This window comes from Bacteroides sp. LFL-34, assembly GCF_027257075.1.
GTDB lineage: Bacteria > Bacteroidota > Bacteroidia > Bacteroidales > Bacteroidaceae > Bacteroides > Bacteroides ovatus.
The window spans coordinates 16402-33584 of sequence record NZ_JAPQKZ010000031.1; the positions used below are offsets into that span (position 1 = coordinate 16402).

The 17183-nt window shown below is 46.9% G+C and carries 16 protein-coding genes; 9 read left to right on the plus strand and 7 right to left on the minus strand.

Annotation, left to right across the window (positions count from 1 at the left end; translation table 11 throughout):
- Positions 1 to 54: 54 nt before the first annotated feature.
- The 5 genes from N5O98_RS17595 to N5O98_RS17615 form a co-directional block, all read right to left on the minus strand.
- Positions 55 to 1047, minus strand: a complete 993-nt coding sequence (locus tag N5O98_RS17595; protein WP_004296747.1) for a DUF4373 domain-containing protein — start codon at positions 1045 to 1047, stop codon at positions 55 to 57.
- A 33-nt stretch (positions 1048 to 1080) separates the two neighbouring features.
- The gene (locus N5O98_RS17600) at positions 1081 to 1524 is read right to left on the minus strand and encodes an N-acetylmuramoyl-L-alanine amidase (RefSeq protein ID WP_004296748.1); all 444 of its coding nucleotides are present in this window, start codon (positions 1522 to 1524) and stop codon (positions 1081 to 1083) included.
- A complete protein-coding gene (locus tag N5O98_RS17605; RefSeq protein ID WP_118161295.1) occupies positions 1521 to 2282 on the minus strand; it encodes an HNH endonuclease in 762 nt (253 codons plus the stop codon). Before N5O98_RS17605 ends, N5O98_RS17600 begins: the two co-directional genes overlap by 4 nt.
- A 93-nt stretch (positions 2283 to 2375) precedes the next feature.
- Positions 2376 to 2606, minus strand: coding sequence for a hypothetical protein (locus N5O98_RS17610; RefSeq protein WP_004296750.1), 231 nt, complete (start codon positions 2604 to 2606; stop codon positions 2376 to 2378).
- A gap of 2 nt (positions 2607 to 2608) precedes the next feature.
- Positions 2609 to 2971, minus strand: coding sequence for an SH3 beta-barrel fold-containing protein (locus tag N5O98_RS17615; protein ID WP_004296751.1), 363 nt, complete (start codon positions 2969 to 2971; stop codon positions 2609 to 2611).
- A gap of 357 nt (positions 2972 to 3328) precedes the next feature.
- On the opposite strand from N5O98_RS17615, the gene N5O98_RS17620 reads away from it, so the two are divergent.
- The gene (locus N5O98_RS17620) at positions 3329 to 3799 is read left to right on the plus strand and encodes a hypothetical protein (protein WP_004296754.1); all 471 of its coding nucleotides are present in this window, start codon (positions 3329 to 3331) and stop codon (positions 3797 to 3799) included.
- Between the two features lie 18 nt (positions 3800 to 3817).
- Here N5O98_RS17620 and N5O98_RS17625 read toward each other — a convergent pair whose 3' ends face one another.
- The gene (locus N5O98_RS17625; protein ID WP_004310107.1) at positions 3818 to 4042 is read right to left on the minus strand and encodes a carboxypeptidase-like regulatory domain-containing protein; all 225 of its coding nucleotides are present in this window, start codon (positions 4040 to 4042) and stop codon (positions 3818 to 3820) included.
- 571 nt (positions 4043 to 4613) lie between these two features.
- On the opposite strand from N5O98_RS17625, the gene N5O98_RS17630 reads away from it, so the two are divergent.
- The 8 genes from N5O98_RS17630 (at position 4614) to N5O98_RS17665 (ending at position 16665) form a co-directional block, all read left to right on the plus strand.
- On the plus strand, positions 4614 to 7742 hold the full coding sequence (locus N5O98_RS17630; protein ID WP_004326044.1) for a SusC/RagA family TonB-linked outer membrane protein: 3129 nt from the start codon (positions 4614 to 4616) through the stop codon (positions 7740 to 7742).
- A gap of 40 nt (positions 7743 to 7782) precedes the next feature.
- Complete coding sequence (locus N5O98_RS17635; RefSeq protein WP_004296760.1) at positions 7783 to 9336, plus strand: RagB/SusD family nutrient uptake outer membrane protein; 1554 nt, start codon at positions 7783 to 7785, stop codon at positions 9334 to 9336.
- A gap of 20 nt (positions 9337 to 9356) precedes the next feature.
- Complete coding sequence (locus N5O98_RS17640; protein WP_004326042.1) at positions 9357 to 10268, plus strand: zinc-binding metallopeptidase; 912 nt, start codon at positions 9357 to 9359, stop codon at positions 10266 to 10268.
- Between the two features lie 61 nt (positions 10269 to 10329).
- Positions 10330 to 11640, plus strand: coding sequence for a DUF4302 domain-containing protein (locus N5O98_RS17645; RefSeq protein ID WP_004296764.1), 1311 nt, complete (start codon positions 10330 to 10332; stop codon positions 11638 to 11640).
- A gap of 1 nt (position 11641) precedes the next feature.
- Positions 11642 to 12835 carry a BACON domain-containing protein gene (locus N5O98_RS17650; protein WP_004310111.1) on the plus strand — a complete coding sequence of 398 codons (1194 nt, stop codon included), beginning with the start codon at positions 11642 to 11644 and terminating at the stop codon, positions 12833 to 12835.
- Positions 12836 to 13052: 217 nt separating this feature from the next.
- Positions 13053 to 14252, plus strand: a complete 1200-nt coding sequence (locus tag N5O98_RS17655) for a hypothetical protein (protein ID WP_004310112.1) — start codon at positions 13053 to 13055, stop codon at positions 14250 to 14252.
- 65 nt (positions 14253 to 14317) lie between these two features.
- Positions 14318 to 16117, plus strand: a complete 1800-nt coding sequence (locus N5O98_RS17660; RefSeq protein ID WP_022200250.1) for a hypothetical protein — start codon at positions 14318 to 14320, stop codon at positions 16115 to 16117.
- Positions 16118 to 16137: 20 nt separating this feature from the next.
- Complete coding sequence (locus tag N5O98_RS17665) at positions 16138 to 16665, plus strand: hypothetical protein (RefSeq protein ID WP_004296771.1); 528 nt, start codon at positions 16138 to 16140, stop codon at positions 16663 to 16665.
- Between the two features lie 196 nt (positions 16666 to 16861).
- On the opposite strand, the gene N5O98_RS17670 is transcribed toward N5O98_RS17665, so the two are convergent.
- Positions 16862 to 17113: a DUF4248 domain-containing protein gene (locus N5O98_RS17670; protein ID WP_004296773.1), complete on the minus strand. Its 252-nt coding sequence runs from the start codon at positions 17111 to 17113 to the stop codon at positions 16862 to 16864.
- Between the last annotated feature and the right edge of the window lie 70 nt (positions 17114 to 17183).

Consider the following 17183-nt stretch of genomic DNA (forward strand, 5'->3'; position numbering starts at 1 on the left):
TCCCTTTTGCAGTAAAAATAAAAGGTTCCTTGTTTATAGGCAGACTTTTCCGCTTTATCTTCCCCTGATTAGCTTTTTCAGTGTCCCGTTGTAGGTGTTTTCAAATTCCGTCGGATGATTGAGTGCCCAAAGAATGTAATCACCCGGTTCATTCTTTTTGAGTAGGGTAGGGCGGTATTGGGAACTAAGAATTTTCCATAAAATACCGCCGGGGCCTCCCAATTCTTTACGTCGGGCAAGGGCGACAATCGCTTTTACGGTCTGTTCGTTCCGGATGCCGATAGTTTGCATATTAAGTAGAAGTATAGCTTCCGAGCCTCCTCCCGCTTGCATCCCTTCCGAAACCGTTTCTTTTCCAATCGATTTATCCAAAGACAAACCCTCTACAACGACAGGCGAAGCCTGAAAAACGCTGTTTGACGGAACGGGCGGCATGCTCCTCTCATTCTCCTTTCCGTCTTTTCCTTCCCTCTCTGTCTCTATGTCTTTTTTTATTTCAGGTTTGATTTCATTTTCCATATTCCTTTCCTGTTTACCTTTGATATCTGTATCCGTTTCTTCTTTTGTTTGTGGCATTGTTGTAGCAAATTCATGGGGTTTTGTAACATCTTTGCCGGAGTCATCCGTATTTTCCGGTTCTATTTCACTACTCTCCTCCTTGATAATCCAGAAATGTTCCAGGGGTAATTTATATTTTCTCCGGCTGTCGGTGATGATTTTATGATATTGTTCCTGAATCGCCTGTGAAGTCAGTACGCCATACTCCTTATATATAAGATCATCGAACAGCCCCACTGACAGGCAATCATCAATGATGGCCTGCATTTCCTCCTCCCCGCAACACGCTTCCTGGGCGATGTCGAAAAGAGTGTCTTTGTTCCACAAAATATAATAACCTTTTTCTTTATAGATGAGGCAGAGCAGCGAAGTGAGTGCGGCAATCCCTGCCGCGTGGTGGCGACAGGAGATGCGGCGTACTTTTCTGTCCTGCAGAAAATTGACATCGAGGGGGAAATAATCTAATCCGGGTTTGGAAATGCGGGCCATGATGATAAAATGCTGGTTGTAAATGGTTGATTATTACTGAATAAATTCTGCTTTTACATCGAAGCAGGGGCAAGATTTTATATACTCGTCAGGTGAGATAATGCCGTCTCCATTGAGGTCAGGACTGGTGTCCCGATGCCCTATCACCTGCTTCAGAGAAGGGAAGACAAGGCGCAAATCTTCTACCAGCCGGACGAGCGCTTCACGTTGCGCTTCCGTTCGTGTGTCGGCAGGCCGGCCGTTCCTGTCCAATCCGCCAATGTAGCAGATGCCGATAGACCGATGGTTCCAACCTGTACAATGCGCTCCGTCGAGAGCAACATCTCTTCCCGGTTCTATCGTACCGTCGAGACGGATGACGAAATGATAACCGATAGAACGAAAACCACGTTGACGATGCCAGCGGTCGATGTCGGTAGCGGTAAAATCCTGTCCCGCACGAGTGGCGGAACAGTGGATGATGATCGTGTCTTTCATGGCAGAATCCTCCTTTCCTGTTTGCAGACGGCACGTGAGATAACCCCGAACGCAATAGCCTCCTCTTTGGACAGTTGGCGGTAATATTGCTTTGTTACTGAATGGAGCACCGGAGAGAAGGGAGCATCCATCGGCGGCGTTATCGTTTGATTAGGCATGGTGGGCCGATTAGGTATTGTCGTCCGATTAAGCACTGTGGTCTGGTTAGGCCTTGTCTGAACCATAATAAAAGCATCTCCCCGATGATGTTGCACACGCAAGGCGTGTTGTTTCACGCGGTCCGGATGCTTTAGTTGGAGGATAAGCCAGTTTCGGTGCGCAGGCTTCAGACGTTCCTCTCTGACCATTTCTTTCATAGACGGGTAGGCACGCAATACTTTCCCCGTTGCATCCGTAACGGCGAAAGGTGTTTGATGAGATCCCACTCCCGTACGTCGTAATCCCGTCCGGATGGCGTGCATCATATTGGTGTATGCATCGCACCATTCGAGGTTTGACACGTGGTTGTTCATCGTATTGCCATCGAGGTGGTTAATCTGTGGCAGCTGCTCCGGGTTGGGGATGAATGCTTTGGCAACCAAACGATGAATTTTGTATTCGATACAAACACCTTTATTCGGCAGTATGACAGTTTCGTAACCGGTCCCCATGATTTTGGCACAAAGGATCAACTTTGATCTGCCCTTGAAACTCAATACCCGTCCGTGATCTGAAATCATATAGTCGGGGTTTTCTTCAATAAATCTCCAATTTTCCATACTTGATATTGATAATGTTAATAAAATTATACTCTGTTAAAAAATAATCGTTTTTCTGAATCATGCGGGGAGAAACGGCGTTTCCTCCATCTGTTAAACGGCGCTTTCTGGTGCGGAGAAACGCTGTGGTCTGTATGTGTTAAACGGCGTTTCTTCCTCCTCCTCCGTATGAGGTTCGAGCCGTTCGGCACAATGAATCAGAAACTCCAGTTCTTCCCGGCAGCCTTGAATGGCCTCGTATAGCGAATCTACGTTATACTGTCTGCAAAGCGCCTCCCATTCTTTTCGTTCCTGCCCGTTCATTCCGTTCTTTTGCAGATTCATTTTTACTTGTTGCTGTCTTGCCCGTCCGTTTCGATATCCAGAAAATTTTCAGCGTGAAAGGTGCGCCAGCCTTTGGCTTCGATATCATAGTAGACAACGAACGTATTTTCCGGTTTGGGTAGATACGGACGGTGGAAACTATGTTCATATCCGGTGAGGGTGCCGGTGGCATGTCGGATGGTTCCATCCTGTTTGGTGTAGCGGAAACAGACATTTCCGTGATGCATCTGCCGGATGAGAGCCCCTATCCGGTGAGCCGTGACGAGTGCATCGTGCCGGTTCATACCGTTGTTTTGCCGGATGACGGCAGCTTGCTTCATTAGCTGTACCCGTTGGAAGGAATGATTTTTTTCAGTTTCAGTCATTTTGATTCGTTTTAATGATTTGATTATGGGGACAAAGGTAGAGAGCAGGTAATGCAAAGGCTGTCCAAGCTTGAACCATAATGAAACGTTGAAACTTTTAGTGCAGGAATGCTTTCTCTTTTTTAGCGCAAATCACAGCTTTTGGAACGAGTGATTTCTTTCCTCTTTGGCAGATTTTATTTCATCTATTTTCTTGATAATACCGGTAAGGTAGAAAATGGGTACCCCAAACCCTCTTTCTTTGTGAAAATATGGATGAAAAATATAGAATGTGTCATGCTTGAACATATATGTTAAAATAAGCATTGTACTTTTGTCGTGAATTTTATATGTAAATATTAAATAAAATGTAAAAAAATGACTAAGGTAGAAAGAGAAGTGGTTTTTAACAGTGAAAATGGTCAGAAAGAAATGACCGGTGTACGTCACAGCGACGATGATGTTAAGAAGAAAGTAATTGATTGTGTTTTTAAGTTGGGGCAACTGAATAATATTCCAGAAAAATATGTTGAAAAGAATTCGGATTGTTCGCGTTCGTCCGTGGGGCGTGTGTACAGGTGTAATTTCGACGGTCGGAGTCCTATACCAAATTGGACAACTATCTTTAATTTTTTCTCTTGTGTGATTGGAAAGGCAACGATTATTGTCAATATTCCGGAGGTGTTGTGCTGGATTCTGAAGCTTTTTCTAGGAGATTCTGCGGATGTAGGCTATACAGTTGATGATAGTCATCATATTCGTATAGATATTCAGTTTCATGACGATAAAACACTGTTCCTGGAGACTGGTGAAAAGGAAGGAAAGGTGAAGAAAAAAGATGGAAAATAGAGGAAAGCGGGAGGGGAATTACCAAGTTCTTGATGAACTTGGTACATTATTGATAACGAACTTTCCATCGAGGTCGGTGGTGGTTCCTATAGATGTACCTTTAACTAAAACGGATGCTCCTATGACGGGCTGGTTGTCTTCCTCGGAGAAGACAACGCCCATTACCTTTCTGGAGGTTTGAGCGATTGCCAGGCTAATGCCTGCTAGCAGGCAGGTTAATAACAGCGTTAGTTTTCTTTTCATATAGTTTTTATATAGTAGAATAGTCTGTTTTGCTATCTTACGATTCGCAAAAGTAACCACTTTTTTAGAAAAACAAAGAAAAATATGAAAAAAATATGAATTTGTGCTGTCGATACAAAATACTTGTAGCAAAAGGACTTAAATACAAGATAAGTACATGAAAGGCGGTTTCTTATTTCTTTTTGGTGATTAATAAACGAAAATAAGTATCTTTTTGATAAATAAATGTGGATAAATTCGTAGATAAGATGTTTAATAACACATAATAATCTGCAAATAAATAATTGCAGGTAGAAAAAAGATAGTTTATTGGACAAAGAAAGAAATTCTATCCGTAGTCTCTTATATTAATACCCTAATTGGGGAGACGAGAGTTGCTGCCGGACTTGAAGTTTGCTACATGAAAGATATTTTCTACCTTTTCAGTAAGTAGATAAAAAGCAAAAAAGGACGATTTATTTTGCGTTTCACTTCCTTTTTTGCTTTTCTTATTCCCCTTTCTGTATTTTCTTTTTTATATTTATTAAATATTTTGTGCTCAAGCACTTATGGAAGGAGGGGCAGAAAATGCATGAGTTCATCAAGAACTTTGCAAATCACCTATGTCGGCATGAAGTCGCAGGATGTTCCCATCAAGTCCGGGACCATCAAGGTAATGATGAAATCCGATTCCGAAGTATTACAGGAAGTGGTAGTGACCGGTATGCAGAAAATGGATAAACGTCTTTTTACCGGAGCCACCAAACAATTAAATGCCGATAATGTGAAGCTGGACGGTTTGCCCGACATTAGTCGCGGACTGGAAGGTCGTGCGGCAGGAGTTTCCGTTCAGAATGTTTCGGGCACTTTTGGAACTGCCCCCAAGATTCGTGTGCGTGGAGCCACTTCCATTTACGGAAGTTCCAAACCGTTGTGGGTTGTTGACGGCGTGATTCTGGAAGACGCCATCGACGTAGGTCCCGATGATCTTTCCTCCGGTGATGCCGAGACACTGATTAGTTCCGCCATAGCCGGACTGAATTCCGACGATATCGAGAGTTTCCAAATTTTGAAAGACGGTTCGGCAACCTCCATTTACGGTGCACGTGCGATGGCAGGCGTTATCGTAGTCACCACTAAGAAAGGACGTGCCGGAGTCAGCAAGATCAGTTATACGGGCGAGTTCACCACCCGTGCTATCCCCAGCTACAAAGAATTCAATATCATGAATTCGCAGGAACAGATGGGAATCTACAAAGAAATGGAACAGAAAGGCTGGTTGAACAGTGCCGACCTTTTCCGCACCAGAGACACCGGAGTGTACGGTCGTATGTACCGCCTCATCGACGAATACAACAACAGTAACGGCCAACGCGGACTGCTCAACACCACCGAAGCCCGTAACGCTTACCTCCGCGAAGCGGAAATGCGCAACACTGACTGGTTCGACGTGCTTTTCACCAATGCCGTTTCGCAGAACCATTCCGTCAGCATCACCGCCGGAACGGAAAAATCCTCTTTCTATGCCTCCTTGAGTGCCATGCTCGATCCGGGTTGGTACAAGCAGAGCAAGGTGAAACGCTACACGGCCAATGTGAACACAACCTATAATATATATAAAAATCTGTCGCTCAACCTCATATCCAACGCCTCCTACCGCCAGCAGAACGCGCCGGGAACGATGAACTCCACCCTCGACATCGCATCAGGAAAGATGTCCCGCGGATTCGACATCAACCCTTATTCATACGCGCTCAACACAAGCCGCACACTCGACCCCTCTGTGGACTATATCAGCAACTACGCCCCATTCAATATTCTCCACGAACTCGACAATAACTACATCGAAATCAATATGGTCGATGTGAAATTTCAAGGCGAGATGAAGTGGAAAGTGATTCAGGGACTCGAATTGAGTGCCCTCGGAGCCGTTAGATACCAGACTTCATCGCAGGAACACAACGTGCTCGACGACGCCAATCAGGCAATCGCCTACCGCACCGGTATGGACGACGCCACCATCCGCGAGCAAAACAAATTGCTCTATACCGACCCCGACAACCCATACGCCCTGCCTATCACCCTGCTGCCCGAAGGCGGTATCTACCAGCGTCAGGACCGCCGTATGCTGGGACTCGATTTCCGTGGAACACTCTCATGGAATCATCTTTTCGCCGAAAAGCACATCACCAACTTCTTTGCCGGAATGGAAGTGAACAGCCTTCAAAAAACATATTCCTCTTTCCAAGGCTGGGGAATGCAATATTCGATGGGGGAAATTCCGTCCTACATCTACCAGTTCTTTAAGAACGGCATCGAATCCGGTTCGCGCTATTACAGCCTGGGACACTCCGAAACCCGGAGTATAGCCAGCTTCTTCAACGCCACGTATTCTTACGACGGACGCTACACCCTCAACGGCACTTTCCGCTATGAAGGAACCAACCGCATGGGACGCAGCCGTTCATCCCGCTGGCTACCCACATGGAACCTGTCCGGTGCCTGGAACGTGCATGAAGAATCTTTCTTCAAAGCGCTGCAACCCACCCTTTCCAACCTGACACTGAAAGCCTCATACTCCCTCACCGCCGACCGCGGCCCGGCGGAAGTGACCAACTCGCAAGCCATCATCCGCAGCTTCTCGCCCTACCGCCCCTTTACCGACATTCAGGAAACGGGACTTTATATCGATGACATCGAGAACAGCGAACTCACTTACGAGAAAAAGCATGAGCTGAACATCGGCATCGACCTCGGCCTGCTCGAAAATCGCATCAACTTCTCCGCCGACTGGTACCAGCGTAACAACTACGACCTGATCGGTGTAGTCCCCACACAGGGAGTAGGCGGCGTCATCAACAAATATGCCAACGTAGCCACCATGAAATCTCACGGTGTGGAATTTACGCTCTCCACCCGCAACATCCGCACGAATGATTTTTCATGGAACACAGACTTTATCTTCTCCTATGCCAAGAACGAAGTCACCCAGCTGAAAGGACTCACAAGTATGATGGAACTCGTTTCCGGCAACGGCTTTGCCCGCGAAGGATACCCCGTGCGCGGACTCTTCTCCATCCCTTTTGCGGGACTTGATGAAGACGGTATTCCGCAATACCTCATCGACGGAAAAGTGACTAGCACCAGCATCAACTTCCAGGAACGCGAAAAACTGGATTACCTGAAATACGAAGGTCCTACCGATCCCACCGTCACGGGAAGTTTCGGTAATGTATTCACCTATAAAGGCTTCAAACTAAATGTCTTTATGACTTACTCTTTCGGCAACGTAGTCCGCCTCAACCCGGTGTTCAACTACAAATATTCCGACCTTACCGCCATGCCGCGTGAATTCAAAAACCGCTGGACTGTTTCCGGCGACGAAGCGAGAACGAATATCCCGGTGATACTTAGCGACCCGCAATATAGGACGAATACATCGCTTTATCTTGCCTACAACGCCTACAACTATTCTACGGAGCGCATCGCCAAAGGCGATTTTATCCGCATGAAAGAAATATCACTGATGTATGAGTTCCCGAGAAGCTGGATCGCTCCTGCCAAAATATCCAACCTGTCGCTCAAGTTGCAGGCTACCAACCTCTTCCTGATCTACGCCGACAAGAAGTTGAACGGGCAGGACCCCGAATTTGTGAACACCGGAGGGGTGGCATCCCCCGTTCCGCGTCAGTTTACCCTCACCCTGCGTCTGGGACTGTGATTGTAACCCCCAATAGAGAACCCGAAAAAATATACGATAGATGAAGACGAAAATAAACCATATACTCCCTGTGCTGCTGCTCACCGCAGCTTCCGGTCTGACTACCGTTTCCTGCAATGATTTTCTGGACAAAACACCGGACAACCGCACGGAACTGAACACCGACCAGAAAATAGCCAAACTGCTTGTATCGGCCTATCCCGACGTATCGCCCAACGAACTGTTCGAACTCTACAGCGACAACTCCGATGATAGCGGCCCCACCTACGGTTACTACCAGCTTTCCGAAAAGGAATGTTACAACTGGGAAGATACCAAAGAGGAATATCAGGACACACCCAATTCCCTTTGGGGAGGTTATTACGGTGCAATTTCAGCCGCCAACATGGCACTCAAGGCGATAGAGGAGAAAGGAAATCCGGCATCGCTCAACCCGCAGCGCGGTGAAGCACTGGTGTGCCGTGCCTACTGCCATTTCATGCTGGCAACTATCTTCTGCAATGCTTATGACACTCATGCCTCCGAATCGTTGGGAATCCCCTATATGGAAGACGTGGAAACCACCGTGTCTCCCCGTTACGAGCGCGGCACGCTGGAAGAAGTGTACCGGAAAGTGGAGCGTGACCTCCTGGAGGGAGTGGAACTGATTTCGGACGACGGATATTCCGTCCCCAAATACCATTTCACCCGCAAGGCCGCCTATGCCTTTGCCGCCCGTTTCTACCTTTATTATATGAAACCCGATTTCTCCAACTGCGACCGGGTGATTGACTTTGCCACCCGTGTGTTGGGCAGCAACCCCGACGACCTGCTCCGCGACTGGGAAGCATTGAGCAATCTTTCCGTGAACGGAAATGTGCAGGCAGATGCGTATATTGCTTCTTCCAATGAGGCCAACCTGCTGATAAGCAGCACCGTCTCCAACTGGGGCGCACTCGGAAGCGACTACCTGGTAGGCCCGCGTTACTTCCACAACCAAACGCTCGCCACCAGCGAAACCTGTCTTTCTGCAGGACTGTGGGGCAGCTCGGATTATTTGTATCTGAAACCTTTCTCTACCACCGGATTTGTAGCCAGCATCCTGCGCAAGAGCGGACTTTATGATGGCGGCTACCTTTATTATATGCCGGTATTGTTTTCAACGGACGAAACCCTGCTTTGCCGTGCCGAAGCATACGCGTTGAAGAAAATGTACCCCCAGTCGGCTGCCGACATCACGAGCTGGCAACGTGCCTACACCCGCAACAAATCGGCCCTGACACCCGACCAGATCAATGCGTATTATGATAAAATGAATTTCTACACGCCTTTCACGCAACAGACGCCCAAGAAACAGCTAGCTCCCGATTTCACTATCGAGGAAGGGATGCAGGAAAATATTCTTCACTGTATTCTGCACATACGCCGTGTCACTACCCTGCACGAGGGGATGCGCTGGCCCGATATCAAACGGTACGGTATTATGATTTACCGTCGCAACATGGCTACTCAACGTGTCACCGACGAAATGCCGCCGAACGACCTGCGCCGTGCCATCCAGATTCCGCGAAACGTGATCGTGGCGGGAATGCAACCTAACCCGAGAAGAAACTAACAGAGAAAAAAGTGAAAATTATGAAGAAACAGATCATTTACTCTTTGCTTGCTCTCACCACAGTCTGCCTGGGGGCTTGCAACAATAACGACGAGATAGACACCGCGAACAGCATCTTCTCTACCGAACCTCTGGAGAGAAATGCTTTCGATTACTGGCTGCTCGACAACTACACCTATCCTTATAACATCGACTTCATGTACCGCATGAAGGATATCGAGAGCGATCATAAATACAACCTCGTGCCCGCCGACTATGACAAAGCGGTGGCACTGTCGAAAATCATCAAACACGTCTGGATGGACGCTTACGTCGAACTGGCAGGAATGGATTTTCTCCGTGTCTACGTACCCAAGACATTCCACCTCATCGGATCGCCCGCCTACGAAAGTAGCGGTAACATGGTGCTCGGCACGGCAGAAGGCGGGAAGAAAATCACCCTCTACAACGTGAACGACCTCAACATAAAGAAGATCAATATCGAAAAGCTCAACGAGTATTATTTTGAAACGATGCATCATGAATTTGCCCATATCCTGCATCAGAAACGGAATTTCGACCCTTCTTTCAACCGCATCTCGGAAGGAAAATACGTGGGAGCCGACTGGTATTACTACATGACCGCCCAGGGTGCCATGCCCCGCACGGACGATGTGGCCTGGTCCGACGGTTTCGTGACGGCTTATGCCATGAGCCAGTCCAACGAGGATTTTGTGGAAAATATAGCCATGTACGTCACGCATACGCAGGCCTACTGGGACAATATGATGACGGCAGCCGGAGAATCGGGCGCTGCCATCATCAACAAGAAATTCACGATTGTCTATAACTATATGCGCGACACATGGGGGATCGACCTCAACGAACTTCGTAAAATCGTGCTGCGCCGCCAGCAGGAGATTACCGAAATTGACTTGAGCACTATTCAATAAGTGCCGGTCACCTCTTGTTTTTTTGATTGACGATTGGATGATTATTTAATTACACATTATTATGATGAAGAAAAATAGAACGATATATTTCCTGTTGGCCCTTGTCTGCCTGGGTTTGCAGTCGTGCCTCTTTCAGGAAGAAGATTATTTTGACGATTCGTCTGCCAACCGTGCCACGGCCGATGTGAAGCGTTGCAGCGAACTGCTGGAAGCAGCACCCAACGGATGGGTGATGGAATATTACGTCGGTAAGGACTACTCGCTGGGAGGTATTACCCTGCTTTGCAAGTTCGACGGCCAGCGGGTGACGATGGCTTCGCAGATAGCGGGAGCGGATGAGACGGTCAGTTCGCTTTATAGCGTCAAGTCCGAGCAGGCAACGATGTTGTCTTTCGATACCTACAATTATCTGGTGCATTATTTCGGTCAACCACAGGGAAGTATGGCCGACGACCCGAACGGAACGCTCGGAGGCGACTACGAATTCGTGATCTCCGATGCCACCGCCGACCGTATCGAACTGAAAGGCAAGAAATATGGCAACCGCATCGTGATGAAGGCTTTTTCTGCCGACCAGACGTGGAAGCAATATCTCACCCGGATAAAGAAAGTGGAAGACGATGCTTTCTTTTATGAATACGACCTGCGGATGGACGGACTCTACACCGGGCAAATGCTACGCAGCAACTATACGTTCATTGTGACCTATTATGACGAAGTTGGAAAGGTGCATCAGAAAACCGTACCTTTTATGTTTACCACCGACGGAATGCGTTTTCACGAACCGGTGACGATAGACGGACAAACCATGCAGAATTTTGTCTGGAAGAACGAGGAGATCAGCTTTGTTTGTACCGACGAAGGAGCTACGGAGGTGAAACTGGCGGGTGTCTATACTGCCGGGTATCAAAGTTACGACTATTATCCAGGCACTTACCAGATGGATTTTTATCGTCTGAACGATGCGACGAACCAGATGGAAGTGGCTTCGCAGGAGATTCAACTGGTGAAGGACGAGGACGGCAAGAGCTATTGGCTCAAAGGACTCGAATATGACATTCTGGTAACTTATGACAAGCCGCGTGGCGGACTTTCCATCTTGCCGCAATTTTTGAAGAAAGTACAGGGAGGTTACGTGTATCTGGCTATGTGGGATTTGATGAATGATTATGTTTTGCGCAGTTCGGCAATCGGTCTTATCAGTTATCCTACCACCGACGGCATTTATCTGGTGGACAATGGAGTGTGGATGGGTGAAATCTCCGGATTTATCTTCGGTGTGTACGACTCGCAGGATGAGGAGGCCTCTTTCATGGGATACACGGATGCAGTTGCAGCAATCAGGTTGATTAAAAAAACAATAGAAGAATGATATGATGAATAAGTTAGTTATACTGTTATTATCTGCGTGCTGTTTGCTGATGACAGCGTGCGACAAGGAAAACGATGAAACGGCACAAGGCTTCCGCATCATGAATGCGGACGTCGATCTGGCAGCCGGAGGCGGAACGGTGGAAGTGGCTTTGCAGGCTACCGGAGAACTGACTGCCGTTTCGGGTGCGGACTGGTGCAGGGTAATCGAAGTGACAAACGAAAAGATAACTTTGCTTGCCAGAGCCAATTATGAATATACGTCACGTGCCACGCAGGTGACCGTGAGCGATGGTAATAGCGAACAGAAAATTGTAGTGACGCAGGAGGGAAATATTTTTGCTCCCGACTCCGACCAGCAGGTGATACGCTTCGGAAATGCTCCTTCACAGACGATTGTACGTGTGAATAGTTCGTTTGATTTCAAAGTGAGCGTGCAGCGGGGAATCGACTGGGTGGAGGTGCCGGCTGCTTCAAAAGAAGATGGTTTCTTGCTTGTGTTGAAAGAGAACAAAACCGGAAATCCCCGTGCCTGCCAGTTATTGGTCAGCACCAATGAGGGGCGGAAGTTCCTTTACTACGTCTACCAGTATGAAGCGACGGACCTGCTTGGAGTGTGGGGAAATAGCCGGATTTATGTGAAATGGGATACGAAGAATATCGAAAACGCCTATCCCTTGTCGGCTACTGAAATTTCGAAGAATGTCGATGGCGAGGGATATACCATTAAGATGTCGTTGGCAAATACTCCGGCAGCGCAATATCTGAAAGACCCCGCAAAGGCTACGATTTCATTGCAGGCTACCTATGAAAATGGATCGTTTGTGGTTCCTATCGGTGCGGCACAGAAAGACTTTACGGTCGTGGAAGAAGTTGCGGATGAGGTGGCAGAAGGCGCTTCGGACGGAACGTCAGGTGGAGTATCGGACGGAACATCGGATGATGGGGCAGGTGTTGTTTTGCAAACCCTGTACGGCTTTTCTGTAGCGGCTTCTTCCAATATTTATTCGAAAGGAAATTTCGGTTTCGCTCCTGTGCTTTATCAGGACGGTTCTGTCGGAGTCAGTTTTCAGGACGTGACCGGAGCACCGGAAAGCGGATGCTACCTGGCGATAGCATTGTTTGACGGACAGCAGTTCCTGACCGGGACACTGAAAGATTGTATCCTTTTCCCGGATATTGCACTTTTCAGATAAAACGAACATAACATTGATGAATAAAGAAAAGAACTACCGTTGTGAAACGGAATGAGAATTTACTAATTCTCTCTTAATTTAACTTTACTATATGACAGGCGGGGATACTCGTGCGAAGAATGGGAATCCTTTTCCCGAGCTTACTCCGCCTTTTTTATGATTCCCGGTCGCTACGGAAGTTCTTTTCAATGATGTAAAATATATAAATCAGTCTGATATGGATAAGAAAATAATGAAGTTATTGGGTGTCTGCCTGTTCGCTGTTGCGTCTGTGGGGGTGTTGACCGCTTGCAGTGACAATGACGCCGAAAATCCGGAGGGAGGAAAACCCGGTGGAGAAGACGTAAACCCGGCGCCGGAAGTGGTGGAGTTTGTCAACTCCAACCTGGTGTACTGGGGAGATAAAGACGGAGTGGGCACAGATCATTTTGTATTGACGCTTTATACGGATATGGAAGTAGATGCTACTGGTAATCCGATAGGACCGGGCAAGATCATGGCGTTCAGCCTGAATGTCCCGCCATTTGCTTCGGAAGCTACGGAATTTCCGCTCCCTGAAGGCACTTTTGATGCAGCATTGAACGGATACACGTTTGATGAATGGACATTCAACCTCGGATATATGAATCAAATCGATCTCCCGACCGGAAAGGTGGATATTCCTGCCGGAACTTTCTACGGTGATGTGAAATCTTACTCTACGAGTGTCGATGCCGATTTGCTTTCCGGTGGTAAAATGACGGTGAAACGGCTGTCCGGTGGTGAATATTCGATTAGCGGAACATTGGTGGGCGATCTTTCCTTGAAACGTTATTTCACCTATACGGGAAAAGTAATCACCATCGACCGTCACGAAAGCAAGGATGAAACTCCTAATTCTACGCTGACCACCGATATTGCACTGAATGGATGGACGCAAGCCCGCCTGCAGGATAAGGGCGATTCTTATTATCTGCAAGATGAGTCGTGCCGGGTAGTCGAGCTTTATCTGGCGGAAGAGAGTATAAGTCTTGTCGACACTTGGCCGGCCGGTAATGGAAGAGTATTGAAGGTGGAATTTTTCGTGGAATGGGCTACGGATGTAACACAGGGTATTCCGGCAGGTACTTATACGGTGGTGGCGCGTGATAAGGAATCATATGGTATCCCGCGCGAGTTGCTGAAACCGGGAAACATAGCTTCGGGCTATCCTAACGGCTTTACTTATCCGGGAGGAACCTGGTATGAGAAACTTCAGAACGGAGCCATGAAAGAATATGCACGCATAGACGGCGGAACCATGACTGTGGCACGCGACGGTGACAAACACACGCTGACGATAGATTTTATTGACTGTGATAAGGAACACCCGAATCATGTACGTACCACTTATTCGCAGGATGCTCCTATTACCGTATTTGATTATCGTCCGCAGTAAACACGGGTGGATGGCATCATTTTACTAATAACGCGATTTTATAATTAACCCAAAAAACGAGAAATATGAAAACTAGATTTATTTCCTTTTTCTTATTCATGTTGGCAATGAGTTGTTTTGTGGCATGTAGTGACGATGATCCGGCCACTGATCCCGAACCGGAGCCGGAACTGGAACCTGTGGAAACAGTGAATACGTATACGTATAAGGATAAGACGATACAAGCTAAATCGGTGTCTTGTTTTGAACAGGATGGCATTGTGTATGTGTGTATGAGTCCGTTGCAGAGTTTGGAAACGCTTGAAGACTTTATGAATAGCGGAAAGGAATATGTGATGCTGGGAGTGGATAAGAGTCTGGTGGGCAGTCCGGTTACGGTAGGCAGCTCTGAAGGTGACGATTATGTGCTTTATTACATGGATGCCGATGGTGAGGCTATTGTAGCCGTGGACCCTTACGAATGGGAAGAGGTGCTGACGCAAGGCAAGATCACTTTGACGATGACTCCGGGTGAGAATGAGATATCGGCTGTGAAAGCTACTTTTGATTGTACGCTGAAAAGTGGCGGTAAGTTTACAGGGGAGGCTGGTTGTAGCTACAAGGCTCCTGCAAAGTTGCCCAGTGAATTTTCTTTCGGAAGTGAAGTGCGTCCGTTGAAATCGGCGGTGGCTACTGTCATCGGAGGGATTCAATACCTTTATCTTAGTCCGGACGCGGGAGTGACAACGGTGGAAGATATGTCGGACACGGAGTTCCTGATGATCGGAATCAATCCGGATATGTTGGGACAGGTATTGGATATCACGTCTTATGACGGTACGGATTATGCTTTCTATAATATGACAGAATTGGGAGCTGACGATCTGGGTGCGGTGGAGCCTTATGGATGGTCTGAAATATGTTCGGCAGGTAAGTTCAAAGTAGAAAAGACGGACGATCATGTGAAAGTAACTTTTAGCTTTACTTTGCTTTCGGGTGAAAAGTTCGAAGGTTCTTATGAGGGTGCTTATTCTGAAATTAAGCAGAGTACGACGAATATATTAACGTTGAACGGAGAAAAAACGCGTGACATCAAAGCTACTTTCTATGAAAAGACAGATGCAGGAGTAGCGTTGTATCTCACTCCGTCGGGAATTTCATCTGCTGCGGACTTGGAAAATGTAAACTCGTATTATGTGCGCCTTTTTGTTCCGAATGCAGGACTTAACGGGCAGGAGGTGGATATTACAGATACCAATCTGGCTTTTGAGTTTACTTATTATAGCCCGTATGACGAAGAAAGAATACAAATATCCAAAGGTCACCTGGAGGATGCGGCAGGTACGTTCAGTGTATCGAAATCAGCGGATAATGAATATTCATTGACGCTTAACCTCAAATATTTGGGTGATAATAGCCTTAAAATATCAGGTAACTATAACGGTGCTTTCGCGGTGTATGATACGACGATCCCGAATGAATATCGCTTAGGGGCGGACGGTACTCCGGTCACTATCCAGTCTGTGGTGATAGATAAGACGGATGCGGATATTTGTGTTATTTACCTTTCACGACAACCAGGTATCACTACTGTGGCGGGAATGTCGGCAGCGGATGCAGTGGTGCGTCTTTCGAAAACAATGCTGGATGGAGTGCTCCGCGGATTCTCCGGTGATGATGAAAATGTGAAAATCTCGATTACGTATGAAGGAGTGACTTACAGTCGGGCTAATACCACATTGGGCAATCTGGCTCTGGGAGGCCGGACTTCGGTGTCTCTTCAGGGCAATGAAGTTGAAATGACTTTTGAAGTGGTAGGTATTAAGAAATATGGCGATGCCAGTTTGTCCGGCTACTATAAAGGTGCGGTGACAGTAATAGAGTGACGATTTAATGAAGTGTATTCATGAAGAAAATCTTATTGAAATATTTAAATTTATATGTTTTATCGGGATTGCTTCTGGTGGGTTTTGCCGGATGTAGTGACGATAAAGATAATGATCCGGTAAATCCCGGTCCGGATGTGGAGGAATTGCCTTCCATCGGTACTTATTCATTCCGGGGGGAAGCGAACAGGATCGTGTCCGGTGAGGCTACTATGGACGGTGGTTATTTTACCTGTATCTTTTCTCCGGAAAAGATACAGGACGGGAAAACTAGTACTTATTTTTTGTTTTCTCTGGGTATGTATTGGGAGGGGCAAGTGGTGGATGCATCGACCTTGTACCAAAACGACCAGTATTTCTTTATTTACGAAGATCCGTTCTATTATTATTCCCAATATAAAAGGGTGACGGGAACGTTTTATGTGAAGCGTAACAACGATGAGAATGTTACTGTCAAATTGAATCTGCGGCTTCACGACGGTGTCCGTTTTAAAGCGGAGGTTACAGCCGATTTGATGAAGCCGTCGGGAGAAGGTACTCCGGAATGATATAATCCTTTTTTTATATAATGAGCGGACAGTTCGTTACAGATTATCTTGGACTCTTTATAACAGCAATCAGCAAGTTATAATTTGATTCGCGTGATCTGTGATGAAATGTCCGCTTTGCTTTGGCTTGCCTTTTTTCTTGCCTTGTTTGGCTTTATCTTTCTCCGAATGATATTTTCTTTGTAAAAGAGTCGTTTCAGGGCTCTCCTAAAAACTTGAAGAACAGCCTTACTTGTGCCGGAGTGAGCAGGATGGCTTTTTCACTATATCCGGTTTGAGCGAGTGCGGCTTGCAGTGCAGTGTTCTTGGCAATCCAACTACGGAGGGTGCGTCGTGCCGAGGCGGACTGTATGTGAGGTAGGTAAAGTCCGGCCAACTGGCTTTTGCTATAGGCTTGTATGCGGGTACGGCTCTCTGTTTCTGCTTTTGGAGTTGTTTCTGTTTTCATATTGACTGTTTTTTAGAGGTTTATTTTGTATGAACTCATGCAAAGGTACGCCTTTTTATGTCGGTTGGTT

Coding starts and splice junctions, on each gene's coding strand:
- N5O98_RS17595 (WP_004296747.1), bottom strand. CDS start 1,047: ATGGCCCGCATTTCCAAACCCGGATTAGATTATTTCCCCCTCGATGTC.
- N5O98_RS17605 (WP_118161295.1), bottom strand. CDS start 2,282: ATGGAAAATTGGAGATTTATTGAAGAAAACCCCGACTATATGATTTCA.
- N5O98_RS17630 (WP_004326044.1), top strand. CDS start 4,614: ATGAGTTCATCAAGAACTTTGCAAATCACCTATGTCGGCATGAAGTCG.
- N5O98_RS17645 (WP_004296764.1), top strand. CDS start 10,330: ATGATGAAGAAAAATAGAACGATATATTTCCTGTTGGCCCTTGTCTGC.
- N5O98_RS17640 (WP_004326042.1), top strand. CDS start 9,357: ATGAAGAAACAGATCATTTACTCTTTGCTTGCTCTCACCACAGTCTGC.
- N5O98_RS17665 (WP_004296771.1), top strand. CDS start 16,138: ATGAAGAAAATCTTATTGAAATATTTAAATTTATATGTTTTATCGGGA.
- N5O98_RS17620 (WP_004296754.1), top strand. CDS start 3,329: ATGACTAAGGTAGAAAGAGAAGTGGTTTTTAACAGTGAAAATGGTCAG.
- N5O98_RS17660 (WP_022200250.1), top strand. CDS start 14,318: ATGAAAACTAGATTTATTTCCTTTTTCTTATTCATGTTGGCAATGAGT.
- N5O98_RS17635 (WP_004296760.1), top strand. CDS start 7,783: ATGAAGACGAAAATAAACCATATACTCCCTGTGCTGCTGCTCACCGCA.
- N5O98_RS17650 (WP_004310111.1), top strand. CDS start 11,642: ATGATGAATAAGTTAGTTATACTGTTATTATCTGCGTGCTGTTTGCTG.
- N5O98_RS17670 (WP_004296773.1), bottom strand. CDS start 17,113: ATGAAAACAGAAACAACTCCAAAAGCAGAAACAGAGAGCCGTACCCGC.
- N5O98_RS17600 (WP_004296748.1), bottom strand. CDS start 1,524: ATGAAAGACACGATCATCATCCACTGTTCCGCCACTCGTGCGGGACAG.
- N5O98_RS17610 (WP_004296750.1), bottom strand. CDS start 2,606: ATGAATCTGCAAAAGAACGGAATGAACGGGCAGGAACGAAAAGAATGG.
- N5O98_RS17615 (WP_004296751.1), bottom strand. CDS start 2,971: ATGACTGAAACTGAAAAAAATCATTCCTTCCAACGGGTACAGCTAATG.
- N5O98_RS17655 (WP_004310112.1), top strand. CDS start 13,053: ATGGATAAGAAAATAATGAAGTTATTGGGTGTCTGCCTGTTCGCTGTT.
- N5O98_RS17625 (WP_004310107.1), bottom strand. CDS start 4,042: ATGAAAAGAAAACTAACGCTGTTATTAACCTGCCTGCTAGCAGGCATT.